The organism is Aquimarina pacifica (genome assembly GCF_000520955.1).
Classification (GTDB): domain Bacteria; phylum Bacteroidota; class Bacteroidia; order Flavobacteriales; family Flavobacteriaceae; genus Aquimarina; species Aquimarina pacifica.
This window is the reverse complement of sequence record NZ_JACC01000003.1, coordinates 191,293-208,638: the sequence shown is the minus strand read 5'-3', so window position 1 is coordinate 208,638 and position 17,346 is coordinate 191,293. Positions and strand designations below refer to the sequence as shown.

Here is a 17,346-nt window from a genome sequence, read left to right as displayed (position 1 = left end):
AAAAATAACAAAAACAGCACTATTTTATACCTAGTGCTGTTTTTATTTTAAGAGATCAAAAAAATCATACGTATATGCTAGTGAATGTATAAAACTCTTTTTCGTTAGCCGAATTATCCTTAAATTCGTCACTTCAAAAAATTGACATTTATGACATATGATATCATTGTTTTAGGTAGCGGTCCAGGGGGATATGTAACCGCAATTAGAGCTTCACAATTAGGTTTTAAAACAGCAGTAGTAGAAAAAGAAAGTTTAGGAGGAGTATGCCTTAACTGGGGATGTATTCCCACAAAAGCATTATTAAAAAGTGCTCAGGTATTTGATTACCTTAAACATGCAGCTGATTATGGACTTAAAGTCGATAGTTATGATAAAGATTTTGATGCAGTAGTAAAACGTAGCCGTAATGTAGCTGATGGAATGAGCAAAGGAGTTCAATTCTTAATGAAGAAGAACAAGATCGACGTAATTAATGGATTTGGTAAATTAAAAGCTGGTAAAAAAGTATCTGTTACAGATGCTGAAGGAAAAGTTACTGATTACGAAGGAAAACATATTATTGTTGCTACCGGTGCTCGATCTAGAGAATTGCCTAATTTACCACAGGATGGTAAAAAAGTAATTGGATACAGACAAGCAATGACATTAGAGTCACAACCCAAAAAGATGATTGTTGTAGGATCTGGTGCAATAGGTGTTGAGTTCGCGCATTTTTATAATGCAATGGGAACAGAAGTAACTATAGTCGAATATCTTCCTAACCTTGTTCCTCTAGAAGATCAAGAAGTAGCAAAACAATTCGAACGAAGCTTTAAAAAAGCGGGAATTAAAGTAATGACTAATTCGTCTGTAGAAAGTGTAGATACAAGTGGAGATGGAGTAAAGGCAACTGTAAAGACCAAAAAAGGAGAAGAAATCCTTGAAGCTGATATTGTTCTTTCTGCTGTCGGAATTAAAACAAACATAGAAAATATTGGTCTAGAAGAATTAGGTATTGCTACTGATAGAGATAAAATTGTAGTAAATGATTGGTACCAAACGAATATTCCTGGAATCTACGCTATCGGCGATGTAGTACCAGGACCAGCCCTCGCCCATGTTGCATCTGCAGAAGGAATTACATGTGTAGAAAAAATTGCAGGAATGCATGTAGAATCTATTGATTATGGTAATATCCCAGGATGTACTTACGCTTCTCCAGAAATAGCAAGTGTTGGTATGACCGAAAAACAAGCTATAGAAGCCGGATATGAATTAAAAATAGGTAAATTCCCTTTTTCTGCATCTGGTAAAGCAAGTGCCGCAGGAACCAAAGATGGGTTCGTCAAAGTAATATTTGATGCTAAATACGGAGAGTGGTTAGGTTGTCATATGATTGGTGCTGGTGTTACTGATATGATTGCTGAAGCTGTTCTAGGTAGAAAACTAGAAACAACGGGACACGAAGTGCTTAAAGCAATTCACCCGCACCCTACAATGAGTGAGGCTGTAATGGAAGCTGTTGCGGATGCTTATGATGAAGTAATTCACTTATAGAAAGCAAATTAATTATATACTTAATATAGAAAACACCTTACTTTTGATTAAGTAAGGTGTTTTTTTGAAAATGATTAGTCCTAAATTAAATCTATTATACTTTTATCTAGAGTTATAAAATCATGTTGGAATCAGGTCGCAATACCAAAATGATGTATCCCAGTTATTAACGTTGTCTTCACTTTTTATAAAACAGTCATTATCAACACTATCTCCAGAAGGAGCATAACTCCTTAGAACCTTCTCTCCTAATTTAAAGTTTATTGGATTTTTGTATATAGGACCATCATATACAAATGTATGAAACTCACCATTTTCGCCACATGGATCAACATTTGGTGGTAAATCATTAATAAAATTATGATCCAAAACTCTTCCGCAAAATGACTTATCTAAAACCTTAGCATTTACACACACAGTAATTGCCTTAAACCCTAGAGATATAAATTCTAATAACAACGCTTTTGTGTTTTTTTTCCAAAGAGGAAAAATTCCCTTTATTTTTACTTGATCCAACTGATTTTCTCGATATAATCTCAGGTCCTCTAGAAAAATATCTCCAAAAACACAATGCGTATATCCATCAGATTTTAAATCCATAATAGATTTTTTCATCGTTTCCGTGTATAAATCCATAGAAACCTGCGCTGGTAATTGTATTTTATATAAAGGTAAACCAATACTATGCGCTTGCATGTCTAATAAACTCTCACGCAAACCATGCATAGAAACACGACCAAAATCTTGATTTATGGTAGTAACTAATTTTGAAATATTATACTCTTTTTCTATTAAAAGCTTATGCAAAGCCAAAGATGAATCTTTTCCACTACTCCAATTAAAATATGTTTTGTACATTATTTTAACAGAAAACTTTGTATTGCCAAAATATAACTCTGTAGACCAAATCCAAGAATTACTCCTTTAGCATTAGGTGATATATACGATTGATGCCTAAACTCTTCTCTACCGAATGTATTAGATATGTGCACTTCTATAACCGGAGTTTTAATGGCTTTAATAGCATCTCCAATTCCTATAGAAGTATGCGTATAGGCTCCGGCATTAAGTATTACTCCATCAAATAATTCATCTGCCTCTTGAATTTTTGTAATCAACTCACCTTCAATATTTGATTGATAATACGAAAGCGTTATACTAGAGAAATCTTTTTGTAGCTGAGCAAAAAATTCTTCGAATGTTTGACTACCATATATACCTGGTTCTCTTTTTCCCAGAAGATTAAGATTGGGACCATTAATAATTAATAATTTCATATTTTGTTATCCAGTCTGCGATTGTTTTTAGTTTTAAACAAATACCCTATGGATACTTGCATTATAGAATGTTTAAAATCTATATCTAGTGCGTCTAAATCATTGATATTGGTCAACCCCAAAATATAGCGTGCTTGAAAAAATAAGCCGCTTTCGAATTTGTAACCAGTACCAAAAACCCAGCTATAGTCAGTATTAGAAAAAGAATTATAAAACTCATCAGAGGTTTCTTCTTGTGATTGTGATGCATTTGCAAGAGTACCAACTTGTATACCTGTTTCTAGACTTAAGGTATTTGTCATATAATATTTACCTATAACCGGAAGGACTAAGTAATTAAGACTAATTTTATTTTCTACTCCTTCTTCTGTGATTGTGTAGCCTTGAGCAGAATACATAGGTTCTGCTTGTATAAAAAACCGTGAGGTAACAGGAAACTCTATGACGGCCCCCAAATGCATTCTTACTCTTGGGTCAACATCAGTAATATCACCCGTGATGGTGGCATAGTTTATCCCTGTCTTAAAGCCAGCTCTGGTATACAATTGCTCACTTTCATCTTGACTATAAAAAGTACCAGAAATAAACAACAAGCCTAAAAGTATTAATATATTATTTTTCATAAAGCTTACTACTAATATTATAATATCAATCAAAAATACTTTTATTTTTTCAAGAAACGTCATTAAGGCAAAAAAAAGAAAAAGCATTCTGTTATACAGAATGCTTTTTCTTTTTAGTAATTAAACTATTAAGATTATCGTCGATTAATAATTTACTTCGAGTGTTAAATCTTTTACTCTAACCTCTCCATAAGCACCAGGCGACTCATCATCATCAAATTCATCTCCTTTACAATCATCTAAGAACATTGTAGACTGCGTGTAACATCCAACCTTGAAATATCCTGTGCTATCTTCAGATTCCCAAGTATCTTCCCAAGAGTCACCAGTATCCTCGTTCCTAATTACACATGTAATGTCACCATTATCAACTGTTACAGTAACACGTAACTGCTGTCCCAAAGAATAATCTAACACATATTCTGCCGTGTTGTCTTCATTTTGCACCACATGCAAACCTTGACTCCCTTCTCTATACTCTACACGCAATGGCTCATCATCCGGACCATGAATCTGGACCATAGATACCTCACGTTTTATGTCTGGTAGGCTAGTTGCTCTTACACGTACATCTAGATATTGGCGATCCTCCATACTCCAATAATTATCTCCACCTCCTGGTGTTTGTCTTAATTCACTTCTTGGATAAAAAGATCCTTCAGTTGTTGCTCCCCCGCAATGTGCTTTGAATACTACTTCATCACCACTGACAAAGAAATAATCTGAATATGGAGAAGGAATACTTCCTGTAATACTTCTCATTTCATAAGCATCATTATTTCTATCATCACAATCGCTTCCTGAGGTACTATCATTTGTACTATCTTGACCATCTTCATCTAATGGGAAAGTTATTTTAAACTCATTTAAGTGGGATAAAACACTTGATGGGTTACCTCCTGTTGGAGGTTCTGGATCATCGCCAACTTGTGTAAAAACCCATTTCTGGTTATCTGTTCCTTTGTAATCCCATTGATGAATATTACCACCATTAACCATACTAAAAGCTTCAACATCTATGACCTTAGAACTTCTAACACTTCTAATGATGTACTCATCATTTCCTACGTTAGTAAGTGTCCATTCTTGATTATCTCCACCAGCATATGCCCATTGTTGAATATTACCTCCATTAGATGTACTTTTTCCCTCTACATCCAGAGATTTACCACTTTCGACACTTTTAAGTCTATAAATGTCATTCCCTAAGGAAATTAGTTGCCACTGTTGGTTTATTGCTCCTGTATAAGTCCATTGATGAATATTACCTCCATTTTGATGACTAAAAGCCGCAACATCAAGATATTTACCACTCATTACACTTTTAATAAAATATGTATTTCCAGCGGTAGGAGTTACTTTTGAAGTAATGACTTCATTGCTTTCTCCCAATTCATCTTCAGAAAATTGTTCATCAGAGCAGTTTGTTGTTAATAAAGAAATTAGAATAAAAATTAAAGTTGAGAAAAGAGGTCTTACCACCCTATTTCCCCAATAGGGTAATTTAAACTTAAATGTATTCATTTGTGTAGTGATTTAGATTTGTTATTAATAATTTTAGTGTTAAAATTTTAGTGTTTGCGCAGCAAATATCTAAAATTATTATCAAATACTAATAACTTACATCGTAAAAAATTATGATTTCCTACAAATTAGCTAAAATACATGTTAAAAAAATTAGGCTTTATAAGGAGTGGCAGAGATTAAACAATAATTAAAAAAAAACAGAAAAACCTCAAAAAACTATTGTCTTTTGAGGTTTTTCTGTTTTTTTCTAAAGCTTTTTCAATTAGAATTTATAGCCAACAGAGATTTGTATTACTGAATTTTTAGCATCTGCATCATCCTCATCAATAATATTTGCTAAACCAATATTATAACGTGCATCAAAGAAAATTCCGGCCTCTAATTGATATCCTAAACCAAGATTAAGACCAAAATCAATCCCTTTATATAAATCCTTAGCATCTACATCTACTTCTGCACCATTACCTTCGGCTTTTGCTTTTGCCGAAGCTAAGATACCAATTTGTGGACCTGCTTGTAAACTAAATCCTTCTGATACATAGTATTTTAGTATTAATGGAATGTTAATATAATTTACAATACTTTTAAAATCAACTCCTTCTTCTTCAAATTGTGCTCCTTGAGAAGAATATAATAATTCCGGCTGAAAAGCAAAAGTTTCAGAGATCGGAATCTCTACAAGTGCACCTATATGAAAGCTTGTTCTCATATCAAGGTCATCAGCATCATCTCCGGTAAAATTAGATAAATTTAATCCGGCTTTTGCCCCAAATCTAATACTCTCTTCTTGAGCGGTTGTCACAAAGCTTAAAGAAAGTACGACTACAAATAATAAAAGTTTTTTCATAATTATAATTGTTTATTGATTGTACTGCTAATTTAGTATTTTTATCAAAAAAATCAATTTTATTCGATTTTATTTATTTTTTAATAAAAAACACATGTATAAATTAACAATAATTCATTGATTATGCATTTGTCAATATTTTAATAAAAAAATAATATTATATTCAGTTTATTTATGAAATTCCGTTAAAAAACGCAACCTACTTATAAATATAAACTTCACACTTAGGATATTATTCTTTAGTATATTCGTAATATGAAATGGAGCCATGCATTAAAAGATTTTAAACATTTTCTTAGGATTGAAAGGGGATTATCTGAAAATTCAATTGTAAGTTATGCCTTAGATATAGAGCGTTTATTAAAATTTCTAGAAGAAAAGCATATAACAGACTCTCCTACCAACATCGAGAAAGAACATCTACATCTGTTTGTTTTTGAAACGGCTAAAATTGTAAATCCAAGATCGCAATCCAGATTAATTTCTGGTCTCAAAAGTTTTTTTAATTATTTAGTGTTTGAAGGATATAGAGAGGACAATCCTATGGATCTTATTGAATCTCCAAAAATTGGCAGAAAATTACCTGATACATTGTCTGTAGAAGAAATTGATCTTATAATATCCAAAATTGATCTTAGCAAACCAGAAGGAGAACGTAATCGTGCTATTATAGAAACTCTATATGGGTGCGGTCTGCGCGTTAGTGAGCTTATAACTTTAAAAATATCGAGTCTTTTTTTTGATCAAGGATATCTACTCGTTTTAGGTAAAGGCAATAAAGAACGGTTTGTACCTATTGGAGAGGCTACTAAAAAATACATTACTTTTTATAAAGACCAAATTCGTAGTCATTTAGACATTAAAAAAGGATACGAAGACACCTTGTTTTTAAATAGAAGAGGTAGACAACTTACTAGAGCTATGATTTTCACGATAGTAAAGCGTCTTGTAGCAGAAACAGATATTCAAAAACAAGTGAGTCCGCATACATTTAGACACTCATTTGCCACTCATTTATTAGAAAACGGGGCTGATTTAAGGGCTATTCAAATGATGCTTGGTCATGAAAGCATTACTACGACAGAGATTTATATGCATATAGATCGTAGCCATTTGAGAGAGGTTATGGATTCATTTCATCCTAGAAGATAAATAAAAAAAGACCATCTTTATGATGATCTTTTTTAACTTATAAAAATTAGTCGAACTATCGTTCTACTGTTCCTGTAATAAAGAAGTTATTAGAATTCATAGTATTTTCTCCATTTTCTATTGCACTGCTTACGGATAATAATGTAATATAAAATGGTTCGCTTGTAATACTACTTGATGTTGGTTGTAGCGTTATATACACTTCCTTACCCACAAGATTTGCAGGTATCTCAACATTAATTAGATTCCCTGCTGCTTCATTTAGAAAATCTTCACCAGGTAAGCTGGGTGCAGTCCCATTACCACTAAAAATATCACTACTATCACCTTCATTTATATCTGAGAATTTACCAATTGAAACCTCTACATCACTCCCATCTCTATCTTCTAAAACTACCCAACCTTCGTATTCCCATCCAGAACCTGGTATCGGAAGCGATAAGCCCGCTACTGCATTAGTAGCCGATCCACTTAGACTAGAGGTAAACCAAACTCCATTAGCATCCTCTGTTGGTGTATCTCCGGTAAAAGTACGCAGCACGAAACTACCCGTAATACCCGTAAAATCTCCCAAAGTCTGCGAAGAACTTATTTGGGCTGTATTACTAGTACCGCTAAATGTTGCACTTGCAATTTTAGAATCAGACGGATTATCACTACTACCAACACCTTCAATAGTTATAAAAAATTCAGTAGCAGAAGTAAGATCATCTGATAATGCTGTAAAACTTTTAGGGAAATTTACATCTTGAAAAGTACCTATAGCAATATCATTACCGTCTACCTTTAACCAGGCTTTATATTGTAATGACCCCTCTAAGGCTTCTAGGTTTAATATATTTATTTCTACAGGTGCAGTAGCAGGCCCATCATCACTAGAACATGAACCTAAAAGTATCCCCATAAAAATAGACACTATTATTAAAAAATTATTTTTCATCATATTGCTTTTAAGTTATATTTCAAATGTACTTATAGTATATCAAAAAAACTTTAAATTATTATAAATATTGTATTCAGAATTTATAATCTATTGTCCTTGTTGCTCCACATTTGGTGTTTTAAATAATTCTAAAAAAGCAGCCCCTATGTGTGAGCATATATCACCTGCAAGTACCGCTTCAAACCCCGTTTTTTGAACTGCAAGATCCCCTGCACTTCCATGCAAATAAACACCAAAAACAGCTGCATGCAAAGGTGGGTATTTCTGAGACATTAAACCTGTGATCATACCCGTAAGTACATCACCACTTCCTGCAGTTGCCATGCCTGGGTTACCAGAAGTATTTACATAAACCTGTTCCTCATCAATAATTTTTGAGTTAGCACCTTTGATAACAACAATACATTTATATTGCTTCGAGAATACTTTTGTCTTCTCTATTTTATCATAATCATTCTCCCACTCACCAATTAACCTTTGTAATTCTTTGGGGTGCGGTGTCAGAACTGATTTTTCAGGCAAATGACTCAGAAAGTCAGGATGTTTTCCCAAAATATTAATAGCATCTGCATCAATAACCAAGGGAATGGTATTTTTCTTTAAAAATTCTCCGAAAGCTTTTATTGTTTTTTCACTTGTTCCCAATCCAATACCGATACCAATTGCGTCAGGCTTAAAGTCTAAATCAATTTCTGCTAATTCATCGTCATCATCAGTAATTACCATAGCTTCAGGAACATTAGTCTGAAGAATGGCATACCCACATTCTGGAACATAAGCAGTTACTAAACCTGCTCCTGTTTTGAGTGCTGATTTTGTAGCCAAAGTTACACTTCCAATTTTCCCATAACTTCCACCAATTACTACGCTATGACCATAATCGCCTTTATGACTGTACTTATGTCTTGATCTGTATAGCGGAAGTACATCTCGTTTTCCTATCAAAGATGCAATCCCTCTTGTTGTGGTCAAGAACTCATGATCAAGTCCAATGTCAATGACTTCTAAATCCTGTGTGTATATACCAGTTTCTGGCAAAAAGAAGGCTAATTTTGGAAATTGAAAAGTGACTGTAACATTCGAAAAAATTACTCCTTCTGGATCATCTGGTGCTCTATCAGCATATAATCCTGATGGGATATCTACAGATAATACAAAACCTCTAGAAGAATTAATATGTTTAATTAGTAAGACAACCCATGGCATTATTGGCCGATTAAGACCAATACCGAATATGGCATCAATAACCATGTCCTCTCCTTTTATATTTGGCACATCTTCTTTAGACTTTAGCTGTGTTGGCCATTCTTTGGACACCTCTTTTAACCGATCATAGTTCACAAGAAAATCTTTAGACCTCTTATCGCTAAAATTAACTATATACGTTTTTATATTATATCCATGCTCTACCAACAATCGTGAAATAACCAATCCATCACCGCCATTATTACCAATACCGCAAAAAACGTGAATTAAGGTTTGGGATCCTTGTAGTCGACTGTGAATTAAGTTAAAAATTTGTGTTGCAGCACGTTCCATTAAATCTAATGATGTGATTTGCTGCTTTTTAATAGTAGCCTCATCTGCCATGCGCATTTGTTGCGCAGATAGTATTTTCATTCTTTTACTTTTTTAGGTATAAAATTATATCAAGCCATTGGCCAATCTTCATAAGATTGCTTCAAATATCTCAAATAGAACTAATATGATCCTAATCCTATTGGTTTTACTTTATTTATTATTAATTCTATAATTAAATAAGTTATTCTTTGTTAAATTAATAAAAGTTGATAGATGTTACTAATTTAATTTTCTTTAAAATCTAAAAGCAATACATTTGACGTTATAAATAAAGTAAAGCAATCTAACATGTTTAGTACCGTTTCTATTTCGGCTTTATTAATTCTCTTGGTAGCAAGTATTGTTTCTAGGACTTCTTCTAATACGCGTACTTTAACGATTACCCTTAGGGGTTAATTGTCATAAAGTATCGCAGCCAGAAACGTATGTAGTTCATAGAAATAAAGAACTATAAAATTTAGCTTTATTAATAATTTCAATTTAACAAAAAATAATATGAACGTTCTAAAATTTGGAGGTTCTTCTGTTGCGAATTCAACTACTATTGAAAACGTAATTGATATCATAAAACAACAATCAGCAAATCAATCTTTATTTGTAGTTGTTTCGGCAATGGGTGGTATTACCGATTTACTTTTAAAAGCAGGTGAAGAAGCCTCTGCTAATAAAGAAACGTACAAAAATACGTTAGTCGAAATTGAGAAAAGACATCTAGAGGCTGTAAAAACCTTAATACCCGTTGTTTCTCAAAGTGCAATAATAAGTAAGGTTAAATCTGAACTGAATACCTTAGAATCATTACTTGAAGGAGTTTATCTATTAAGTGAATTATCTGAAAAAACGGCTTCTGTAATAGCAAGTTTTGGAGAAATGCTTTCTTCTTATATTATAGTAGAAGCGGCCAAAGTAAAAGGACTTAGTATCGAATTAAAAGATTCTCGTGATTTAATAATTAAAACTAACAATTCTAAGGTTACTATTGATTATAAGGAGACAAATCGTAGGATTGAAGATTTTGTAAAGACTGCAACTCACAGTGTATATCTTTTTCCTGGTTTTGTGGCAAAAACACAAGACGGAGAACCGACTACTTTGGGTCGTGGAGGATCAGATTTTACCGCAGCAATTTTAGCAGCAGCAATTAATGCAAAAGAATTACAGATTTGGACAGACGTAAGTGGTATGTATACTGCAAACCCAAAATTGGTTAAACAAGCCAAGCCTGTTCAACATATTTCATACCTAGAGGCTATGGAGCTTTCTCATTTTGGAGCTAAAGTGATCTATCCTCCTACAATACATCCAGTCCTCGAAAAAAATATCCCGATAATAATAAAAAATACGTTTTCTCCAGATAATCAGGGAACACTTATAACTCGAAGTGTCGATAACCATAGGAAGAAACCTGTTACAGGTATTAGTCATATCGATAGTATTTCTGTTATTTCTTTGGAAGGAAGTGGTATGGTAGGAATCCCAGGTTTTTCTAAGCGTCTTTTTGAAACCTTGTTCTTAGAAAACATTAATGTCATTTTAATTACACAAGCCTCATCTGAGCATTCTATCTGTCTTGCTGTAGAAGCCACAGAGGCAGAGAGAGCAAAGGCTGTATTAGATGCAACATTCGAATTCGAAATATCGAAACATAAATTAGAGCCCGTAAAAATTGAAAATGATGTTGCTATTATCGCCTTAGTTGGAGATAATATGTATCACCATCAAGGGTTAAGTGGAAAAATGTTTAGTACATTGGGTAAAAACAATGTAAACATACGAGCTATTGCTCAAGGAGCTTCAGAAAAAAATATTTCTGTTGTTATAGAGAAAAAAGACATCAAAAAAGCACTAAATATTCTTCACGAAGAATTTTTTGAAGTAAAAACTAAACAGCTCAATCTATTTATTACAGGAGTCGGTAATGTAGGTAGTAAATTGCTAGAACAATTAGATAAACAAAAGGAATACCTTAAAGATAAGCTGCGTTTAAAAATACGAGTAGTTGCCCTCTCTAATTCTAGAAAAATGGTGTTTGATGAGCATGGCATACAATTAGATTCATGGAAAGATAGGCTTGATACAGGAGAAACAGCTGATGCAGTTGCTTTCTTTAAGCAAGCAAAAGAAATGAACCTACGTAATTCTATTTTTGTCGACAATACGGCAAATCCAGATATTTCAAAAGTTTATAAGCATTATCTCGCTGAGAGTATGGCAGTTGTTACTTGTAATAAAATTGCTTGTGCAGACGAGTACGTTAATTATGAAGAGTTACAAGAATTATCTAGAAAGTTCAATGCATCTTTTTTATATGAAACTAATGTCGGCGCAGGATTACCTATCATAGATACTCTTAATAATCTTATTGCATCGGGAGATAGTGTACATAAAATACAAGCCGTATTATCAGGCAGTCTTAATTTTGTATTTAATAATTATAAGGAAGGGGTTACTTTTTATGATATTGTAAAACAAGCCCAACAAGAAGGATATACAGAACCAGATCCCAAAATTGATCTTAGCGGAGTTGATGTAGCTCGTAAAATTTTAATTTTAGCTAGAGAAAGTGGAAAGGTAATGGAACTAGAGGATATTGAAAATGAAGCATTTCTTCCTCAAACAAGTTTGAACACAAAGACAGTAGATGACTTCTTTGAATCTCTTAAAGAAAATGAGGATCATTTTAAAGGCATTCTTGCAGAAGCAAATAGCAAAGGGTGTCGATTAAAATATGTTGCACAGTATGAAGAAGGTAAGGCCAAAGTTGGGTTGCAATTTATTCCTGTAGACCATCCTTTTTATAATCTCGAAGGGAGTGATAATATTGTGTTATTTTATACAGATAGATATCCTCAGCAACCATTGATAGTAAAAGGTGCAGGTGCAGGTGCTGATGTTACCGCTTCTGGAATTTTTGCAGATATTATACGAATTGGTAAAAAATAAATGGAAATTTTTATATGAAAAGTATTAGAATATTTGCACCAGCTACTGTTGCCAATCTTTCATGTGGATTTGATGTGTTGGGATGTTGTTTGGATACAGTGGGTGACGAAATGGTTATATCTTTAGTTAACGAACCCGGAGTAAAAATTACCAAAATAGAAGGAGCAAAACTCCCTATGGATTCTGATAAAAATGTAGCCAGTGTAGCGGTAAATGCTCTTTTAGAAGATTACAAAAAAGAAGTTGGAATTCAAATTGAAATATATAAGAAAATCAAAGCAGGAAGTGGTATCGGCAGTAGTGCGGCGAGCAGTGCAGGTGCTGTTTGGGCTGTTAATCATCTTTTGGGTAGTCCATTCACCGGAAAAGATCTTGTAAAATATGCTATGGCTGGCGAAAAACTTGCTAGTGGCAATGCACATGCTGATAATGTGGCTCCTGCCCTACTCGGTGGTTTTACATTGGTTCGAAGCTATACTCCATTAGATGTAATTAGACTTCATTCACCAAAAGATTTGGTAATGACCGTTATTCATCCTCAAATAGAAGTAAAAACATCAGATTCAAGATCTGTTATTAAACATAAAATAGACTTAAAACAGGCAATTCATCAATGGGGCAATGTTGGTGGTTTGGTAGCCGGATTATTTACTGAAGATTATGATCTCATTGGTCGCAGTCTCGAGGATGTAATTATTGAGCCATTAAGATCTATATTGATTCCAGAATTCAACAATGTAAAAAATGCAGCCTTAAATCAAGGTGCCTTAGGGTGTGGAATTTCTGGATCTGGACCTTCTATATTTGCATTGAGTAAAGGATTAGAAACAGCCAACAAAGTAGCAGATGCAATTAGAGAGGTTTATAACAATACCGGACTTGATTTTGATATCCATGTGTCCAAAATCAATGAACAGGGAATTAGAATATTAGAAAATATATAAATATAAAGATGAAAGAAGTAAAAAAGGTAGCAACGGGCTCTCCCTGGGAAGATATTGTTGGTTATTCTAGAGCCGTTAAAATTGGTGATACAATAGAAATTTCTGGAACTACGGGTGAAGGAGCTAATGAATATGAGCAAACAAAAGCAATTATTAAAACTGCAGAAAATGTACTTAAAGAATTTAATGCAGATTTAAGCAATATTATAAGAACAAGAATATACTGTACTAATATTGCAAATTGGGAAGAAATCGGAAAAGCTCATGGAGAATTTTTCGGGACAATTAAACCGGCAACAGCCATGGTAGAAGTTTCAAAATTAATTGCTCCAGAAATTTTAGTAGAAATAGAATTTTCGGCAGTAGTATAATAAAAGTTAAGAATAGGATAATGCAATACTATAGTTTACACAACGAAGCACCAAATGTTACTTTTTCTGAAGCTGTAATTAAAGGTTTAGCTCCTGATCGAGGATTATATTTTCCAGAAAACATAACACCATTACCAGATTCGTTTTTTGAAAATATTGAGGATTTAGATAATGTAGAAATTGCGTATCAAGCCATTCAGCAATTTGTAGGTGATGAAATCCCTGAAAATGAATTACGAGATATTCTTAGTGATGTATTAAGTTTTGATTTCCCAGTTGTCGAAATTAATGATACTATTGGGACATTAGAACTTTTTCATGGTCCTACAATGGCTTTTAAAGATGTTGGAGCTCGTTTTATGGCAAGATGCTTAGGTTATTTTAACAAAGATAACGACAACAATGTTACTGTTCTGGTAGCAACCTCTGGAGATACGGGAGGAGCAGTAGCAAATGGTTTTCTAGGTGTAAAGGGTGTAGATGTTGTTATCTTATATCCAAGCGGAAAAGTAAGCGATATACAAGAAAAGCAACTAACAACATTGGGACAAAACATTACTGCCTTAGAGGTAGACGGTGTTTTTGATGATTGTCAAGAAATGGTGAAAACTGCATTTCTAGATACGAGTATCACGGATCATAAACAATTGACTTCAGCGAACTCTATTAATGTTGCACGATGGTTACCACAGTTATTTTATTTCATTTTTGCTTACAAACAATTAAAAAAGAAAAATAAGGAAATTGTATTTTCTGTACCTAGTGGTAACTTTGGTAATATTTGCGCAGGTATTGTAGCGTACAAATTAGGATTACCGGTAAAACATTTTGTCGCATCTACCAACGTTAATGATACAGTTGTAAGGTATTTAGAGACTGAAAATTATAACCCTAAACCATCAAAAGCAACAATTTCTAATGCAATGGATGTTGGTAATCCCAGTAATTTCATTAGAATACAACAGCTTTTTGATAATAACTTTGCATCGTTAAAGAATTACTTTTCTGCTTATAGTTTTGATGATAATCAAACTAAAAAAGCGATGATGGAAATATTTGATACCACTGGATATATTGCAGACCCTCATGGCGCAGTAGGATATTTAGGACTTAAAGAACATACGCTTTCTTCTAATGAATATGGTGTATTTCTAGAAACTGCACATCCTGTTAAGTTTTTACCTGTGGTCGAGGAGACTTTAAAAACTTCAATAAAAATTCCTGCTCAGATAGAAAAAGTAATGAACAAAAAACAATACAGTATTAAGATCGATACATATAAAAAATTAAAGGAGTACTTATTAAAATAAGATACTCCTTTAATTTTTATTTATTTTTTGGATAAAATATTATGCCTTAGTCTCCTTTTGCTAGGGCTTTCATTACTTTATATACTATATCCGTTGTTGATGCTAAGTATTTAAAATTAACTGTAGAAAACTTATCTTCACTTTGACGAACGAATGGAGAATTGTCAGCATTCTTAAGTTCTGCAGTAAGCGTCACAGTTTCATATCCAAAATTAGAGAAAAATCTACTTTCTGGTGTTGCAACCGTTCTTTTATAAATAGGAACAGGTGATTCTATCCTATACAATGATTCTAAACTTATATTAGATGCTAAAAGCTCAATTGCTCTATCTTCATCATTGTCCCATCCCATATAATCAGATCTATGCATCGAATGTATTTTTTTGCGTTCTTCGTTCAATTTTTTATTAAACCAACGAGTACCAATCATATTATTTTTCCAATGATCAAAGAAAACAATAATAAAATTTCGATTTCGTTCTTCTAATTGAGCGATTTTTTTGGCAACAAAAAATGCAATTGCAACCCCTGTTGCATTGTGTACTGCTCCTGGGCTATTTTCTACGGTATCGTAATGTGCACATATTACAACATATTCATCACTACCATTTGTAGAAGGAATTTCTGCAAAAATATTGGCTCCATTAAATTCTTGCTTACTCTTATTCGTTACATTGTACGTTTGTCTTTCTGCTTTAAGTCCAGCTTCTTTTAAAGAATTAAATAGAAAATCAGCTGCTGCTTTTCTTTCACCATTACTAGCCCTACTAGTTAAGATTTTTTTACCTTTGATCGGCTCATGACCTGTTAATTTAGAAACAATGCCTCTCTGAATATTAATAATCTCGGCTTCTAATCGCTCTGCTTCTGTTTGGGCTGGGGCTACTTGAGCTATTAAAATAAATATTAGTAAAATCTTTTTATAACAATCCATTTACTTTGTAGGTTTTTATATTATTCCTTAACACTAATTTAAGAAAAATATATTATTAAACAATTTTGTAATTTTATTATCCATAAATAATATTTTTAACATGAAAATAACAAAAACCATTCCTTTTTTTTTATCAGCACTATTTTTTATCCAATGTAGCACCAATAAAACAAGCAAAAACATTTTATTATCCCCAAAGGAATGGAATAGTAAAGTTATTGAATTTCCTTTAGAATTCGCACCTTCAATACAATATTCAGGTAGAGAATTTACTAGTTTTTTACCAAATTATGATAAACAAGGGACTCCGAGCTACTTTTCCTATGTTTTTTTATGGGAAATTAATCAAAATCCAGCTTTATCTACCAAAAAAATAGAATTAGAATTAGAAACATATTTTGATGGACTATTAGAAAATGCTCTAGAAAAAGGTAATAGTCTACCTTCAAAAATAACTAAATCAAAAGCTTTTTTTGAAAAAATAAATGATTCTAAGTATGTTGGAAAAGTATTAACATTTGATGCCATACATGCAAAAAAACCATTAAGTCTAAATATTATTTTAGATTATAGTTTTTGTAGTAAGCAGAATAATCACCTTTTATTTTTCAAAGTATCCCCACAAGATCTAGAACATCAAATATGGAAAAAACTAAAAAAAGTTAGTATTGACTCAGAGTGTGAATAAGTGAATGTTGTATTTACATTTTATTTAGTTTAAACCATTGTAATGCAATTATTGATTTTGCATCATTAGAAGATTGAAGTAAAGTATCTATCTTAGAAATAGGGTATTTACATAGTTGGATATCTTCTCCTTCTTGTGATAGTCCTCCCCCATCAAAAATTTTATCATGACTTGAGACTTCACTGAAATATAAAATTGTTCGTTCGGAAGAAGAACCGGGAGTGGCATAAAATGTAATTATATGTTCTGGGTCAGAAATTATATATCCCGTTTCCTCTCTTACTTCTCTTGCCACCGACATTTTGGGTTCCTCTCCATCATCAACGGCACCTGCTGGGATTTCTTCTAGCCAACCATTTCCATTTCTTCGTGTAGGATACCTAAACTGATTAATAAATATTAGGCGTTCTGTATCTTTCTCATATAATAAAATCGCAACGCAATCTCCTTTGTCTAATACTTCGCGAGAACATATAACAGTAGTATCTTCACCAAAACTATCATGACTAATTTTTGCCTTCTTAATTGTAAAAAAACCTTTGTACACAATTTCTTCTTCAAGAATCGAATAGTTCATACTTGATGGTTTCCCTACATTTATTTCCTTTTTCATCTACAGTCTAAATTAAATGATATATAATATTAATACTTAAAAAAGTTTAAACTA

The 17,346-nt window shown here is 32.9% G+C and carries 16 protein-coding genes; 7 read left to right on the top strand and 9 right to left on the bottom strand.

All coding sequences use genetic code 11. The features are described 5' to 3' along the window. Positions 1 to 150 precede the first annotated feature (150 nt). Positions 151 to 1,539 (top strand): dihydrolipoyl dehydrogenase, encoded by a 1,389-nt coding sequence (lpdA, locus tag DZ60_RS0103195; protein ID WP_025740433.1) that lies wholly within the window; start codon positions 151 to 153, stop codon positions 1,537 to 1,539. A gap of 120 nt (positions 1,540 to 1,659) precedes the next feature. On the opposite strand, the gene DZ60_RS0103190 is transcribed toward lpdA, so the two are convergent. From DZ60_RS0103190 to DZ60_RS0103170, 5 genes are all read right to left on the bottom strand, one after another. Next, on the bottom strand, positions 1,660 to 2,397 hold the full coding sequence (locus tag DZ60_RS0103190; RefSeq protein ID WP_025740432.1) for a Dph6-related ATP pyrophosphatase: 738 nt from the start codon (positions 2,395 to 2,397) through the stop codon (positions 1,660 to 1,662). Further along, positions 2,397 to 2,816 carry a type II 3-dehydroquinate dehydratase gene (gene aroQ, locus DZ60_RS0103185; RefSeq protein WP_025740431.1) on the bottom strand — a complete coding sequence of 140 codons (420 nt, stop codon included), beginning with the start codon at positions 2,814 to 2,816 and terminating at the stop codon, positions 2,397 to 2,399. The genes DZ60_RS0103190 and aroQ overlap by 1 nt, the downstream gene beginning before the upstream one ends. Then, positions 2,813 to 3,439 carry a porin family protein gene (locus DZ60_RS0103180; protein WP_161634361.1) on the bottom strand — a complete coding sequence of 209 codons (627 nt, stop codon included), beginning with the start codon at positions 3,437 to 3,439 and terminating at the stop codon, positions 2,813 to 2,815. Before DZ60_RS0103180 ends, aroQ begins: the two co-directional genes overlap by 4 nt. A 144-nt stretch (positions 3,440 to 3,583) precedes the next feature. Further along, positions 3,584 to 4,963 carry an RICIN domain-containing protein gene (locus DZ60_RS0103175; RefSeq protein ID WP_025740428.1) on the bottom strand — a complete coding sequence of 460 codons (1,380 nt, stop codon included), beginning with the start codon at positions 4,961 to 4,963 and terminating at the stop codon, positions 3,584 to 3,586. Positions 4,964 to 5,228: 265 nt separating this feature from the next. Then, on the bottom strand, positions 5,229 to 5,813 hold the full coding sequence (locus tag DZ60_RS0103170) for a porin family protein (RefSeq protein ID WP_025740426.1): 585 nt from the start codon (positions 5,811 to 5,813) through the stop codon (positions 5,229 to 5,231). A gap of 255 nt (positions 5,814 to 6,068) precedes the next feature. Here DZ60_RS0103170 and xerD point away from each other — a divergent pair, with 255 nt between their 5' ends. Then, complete coding sequence (gene xerD / locus DZ60_RS0103165; protein WP_025740424.1) at positions 6,069 to 6,965, top strand: site-specific tyrosine recombinase XerD; 897 nt, start codon at positions 6,069 to 6,071, stop codon at positions 6,963 to 6,965. Positions 6,966 to 7,020: 55 nt separating this feature from the next. Here xerD and DZ60_RS0103160 read toward each other — a convergent pair whose 3' ends face one another. Both DZ60_RS0103160 and DZ60_RS0103155 read right to left on the bottom strand, forming a co-directional pair. After that, positions 7,021 to 7,905, bottom strand: a complete 885-nt coding sequence (locus tag DZ60_RS0103160; RefSeq protein WP_025740422.1) for an anti-sigma factor — start codon at positions 7,903 to 7,905, stop codon at positions 7,021 to 7,023. A 90-nt stretch (positions 7,906 to 7,995) separates the two neighbouring features. Further along, complete coding sequence (locus tag DZ60_RS0103155) at positions 7,996 to 9,528, bottom strand: bifunctional ADP-dependent NAD(P)H-hydrate dehydratase/NAD(P)H-hydrate epimerase (protein ID WP_025740421.1); 1,533 nt, start codon at positions 9,526 to 9,528, stop codon at positions 7,996 to 7,998. 456 nt (positions 9,529 to 9,984) lie between these two features. On the opposite strand from DZ60_RS0103155, the gene thrA reads away from it, so the two are divergent. The 4 genes from thrA to thrC are packed head-to-tail and all read left to right on the top strand — an operon-like array spanning position 9,985 to position 15,057. Further along, positions 9,985 to 12,432, top strand: a complete 2,448-nt coding sequence (gene thrA, locus DZ60_RS0103150; RefSeq protein ID WP_025740419.1) for a bifunctional aspartate kinase/homoserine dehydrogenase I — start codon at positions 9,985 to 9,987, stop codon at positions 12,430 to 12,432. 14 nt (positions 12,433 to 12,446) lie between these two features. Then, positions 12,447 to 13,376, top strand: a complete 930-nt coding sequence (locus tag DZ60_RS0103145; protein ID WP_025740417.1) for a homoserine kinase — start codon at positions 12,447 to 12,449, stop codon at positions 13,374 to 13,376. Positions 13,377 to 13,384: 8 nt separating this feature from the next. Then, positions 13,385 to 13,747: a RidA family protein gene (locus DZ60_RS0103140; RefSeq protein WP_025740415.1), complete on the top strand. Its 363-nt coding sequence runs from the start codon at positions 13,385 to 13,387 to the stop codon at positions 13,745 to 13,747. A gap of 20 nt (positions 13,748 to 13,767) precedes the next feature. Next, a complete protein-coding gene (gene thrC / locus DZ60_RS0103135) occupies positions 13,768 to 15,057 on the top strand; it encodes a threonine synthase (RefSeq protein ID WP_025740413.1) in 1,290 nt (429 codons plus the stop codon). A gap of 46 nt (positions 15,058 to 15,103) precedes the next feature. Here the strand turns inward: thrC and DZ60_RS0103130 are convergent, their stop codons facing one another. Beyond that, positions 15,104 to 15,991, bottom strand: a complete 888-nt coding sequence (locus tag DZ60_RS0103130; protein ID WP_025740411.1) for a M28 family metallopeptidase — start codon at positions 15,989 to 15,991, stop codon at positions 15,104 to 15,106. Positions 15,992 to 16,091: 100 nt separating this feature from the next. Here DZ60_RS0103130 and DZ60_RS0103125 point away from each other — a divergent pair, with 100 nt between their 5' ends. Beyond that, complete coding sequence (locus DZ60_RS0103125; protein WP_025740409.1) at positions 16,092 to 16,679, top strand: hypothetical protein; 588 nt, start codon at positions 16,092 to 16,094, stop codon at positions 16,677 to 16,679. A 13-nt stretch (positions 16,680 to 16,692) separates the two neighbouring features. Here the strand turns inward: DZ60_RS0103125 and DZ60_RS0103120 are convergent, their stop codons facing one another. Then, on the bottom strand, positions 16,693 to 17,292 hold the full coding sequence (locus tag DZ60_RS0103120) for an NUDIX domain-containing protein (protein WP_051477542.1): 600 nt from the start codon (positions 17,290 to 17,292) through the stop codon (positions 16,693 to 16,695). Positions 17,293 to 17,346 lie beyond the last annotated feature (54 nt).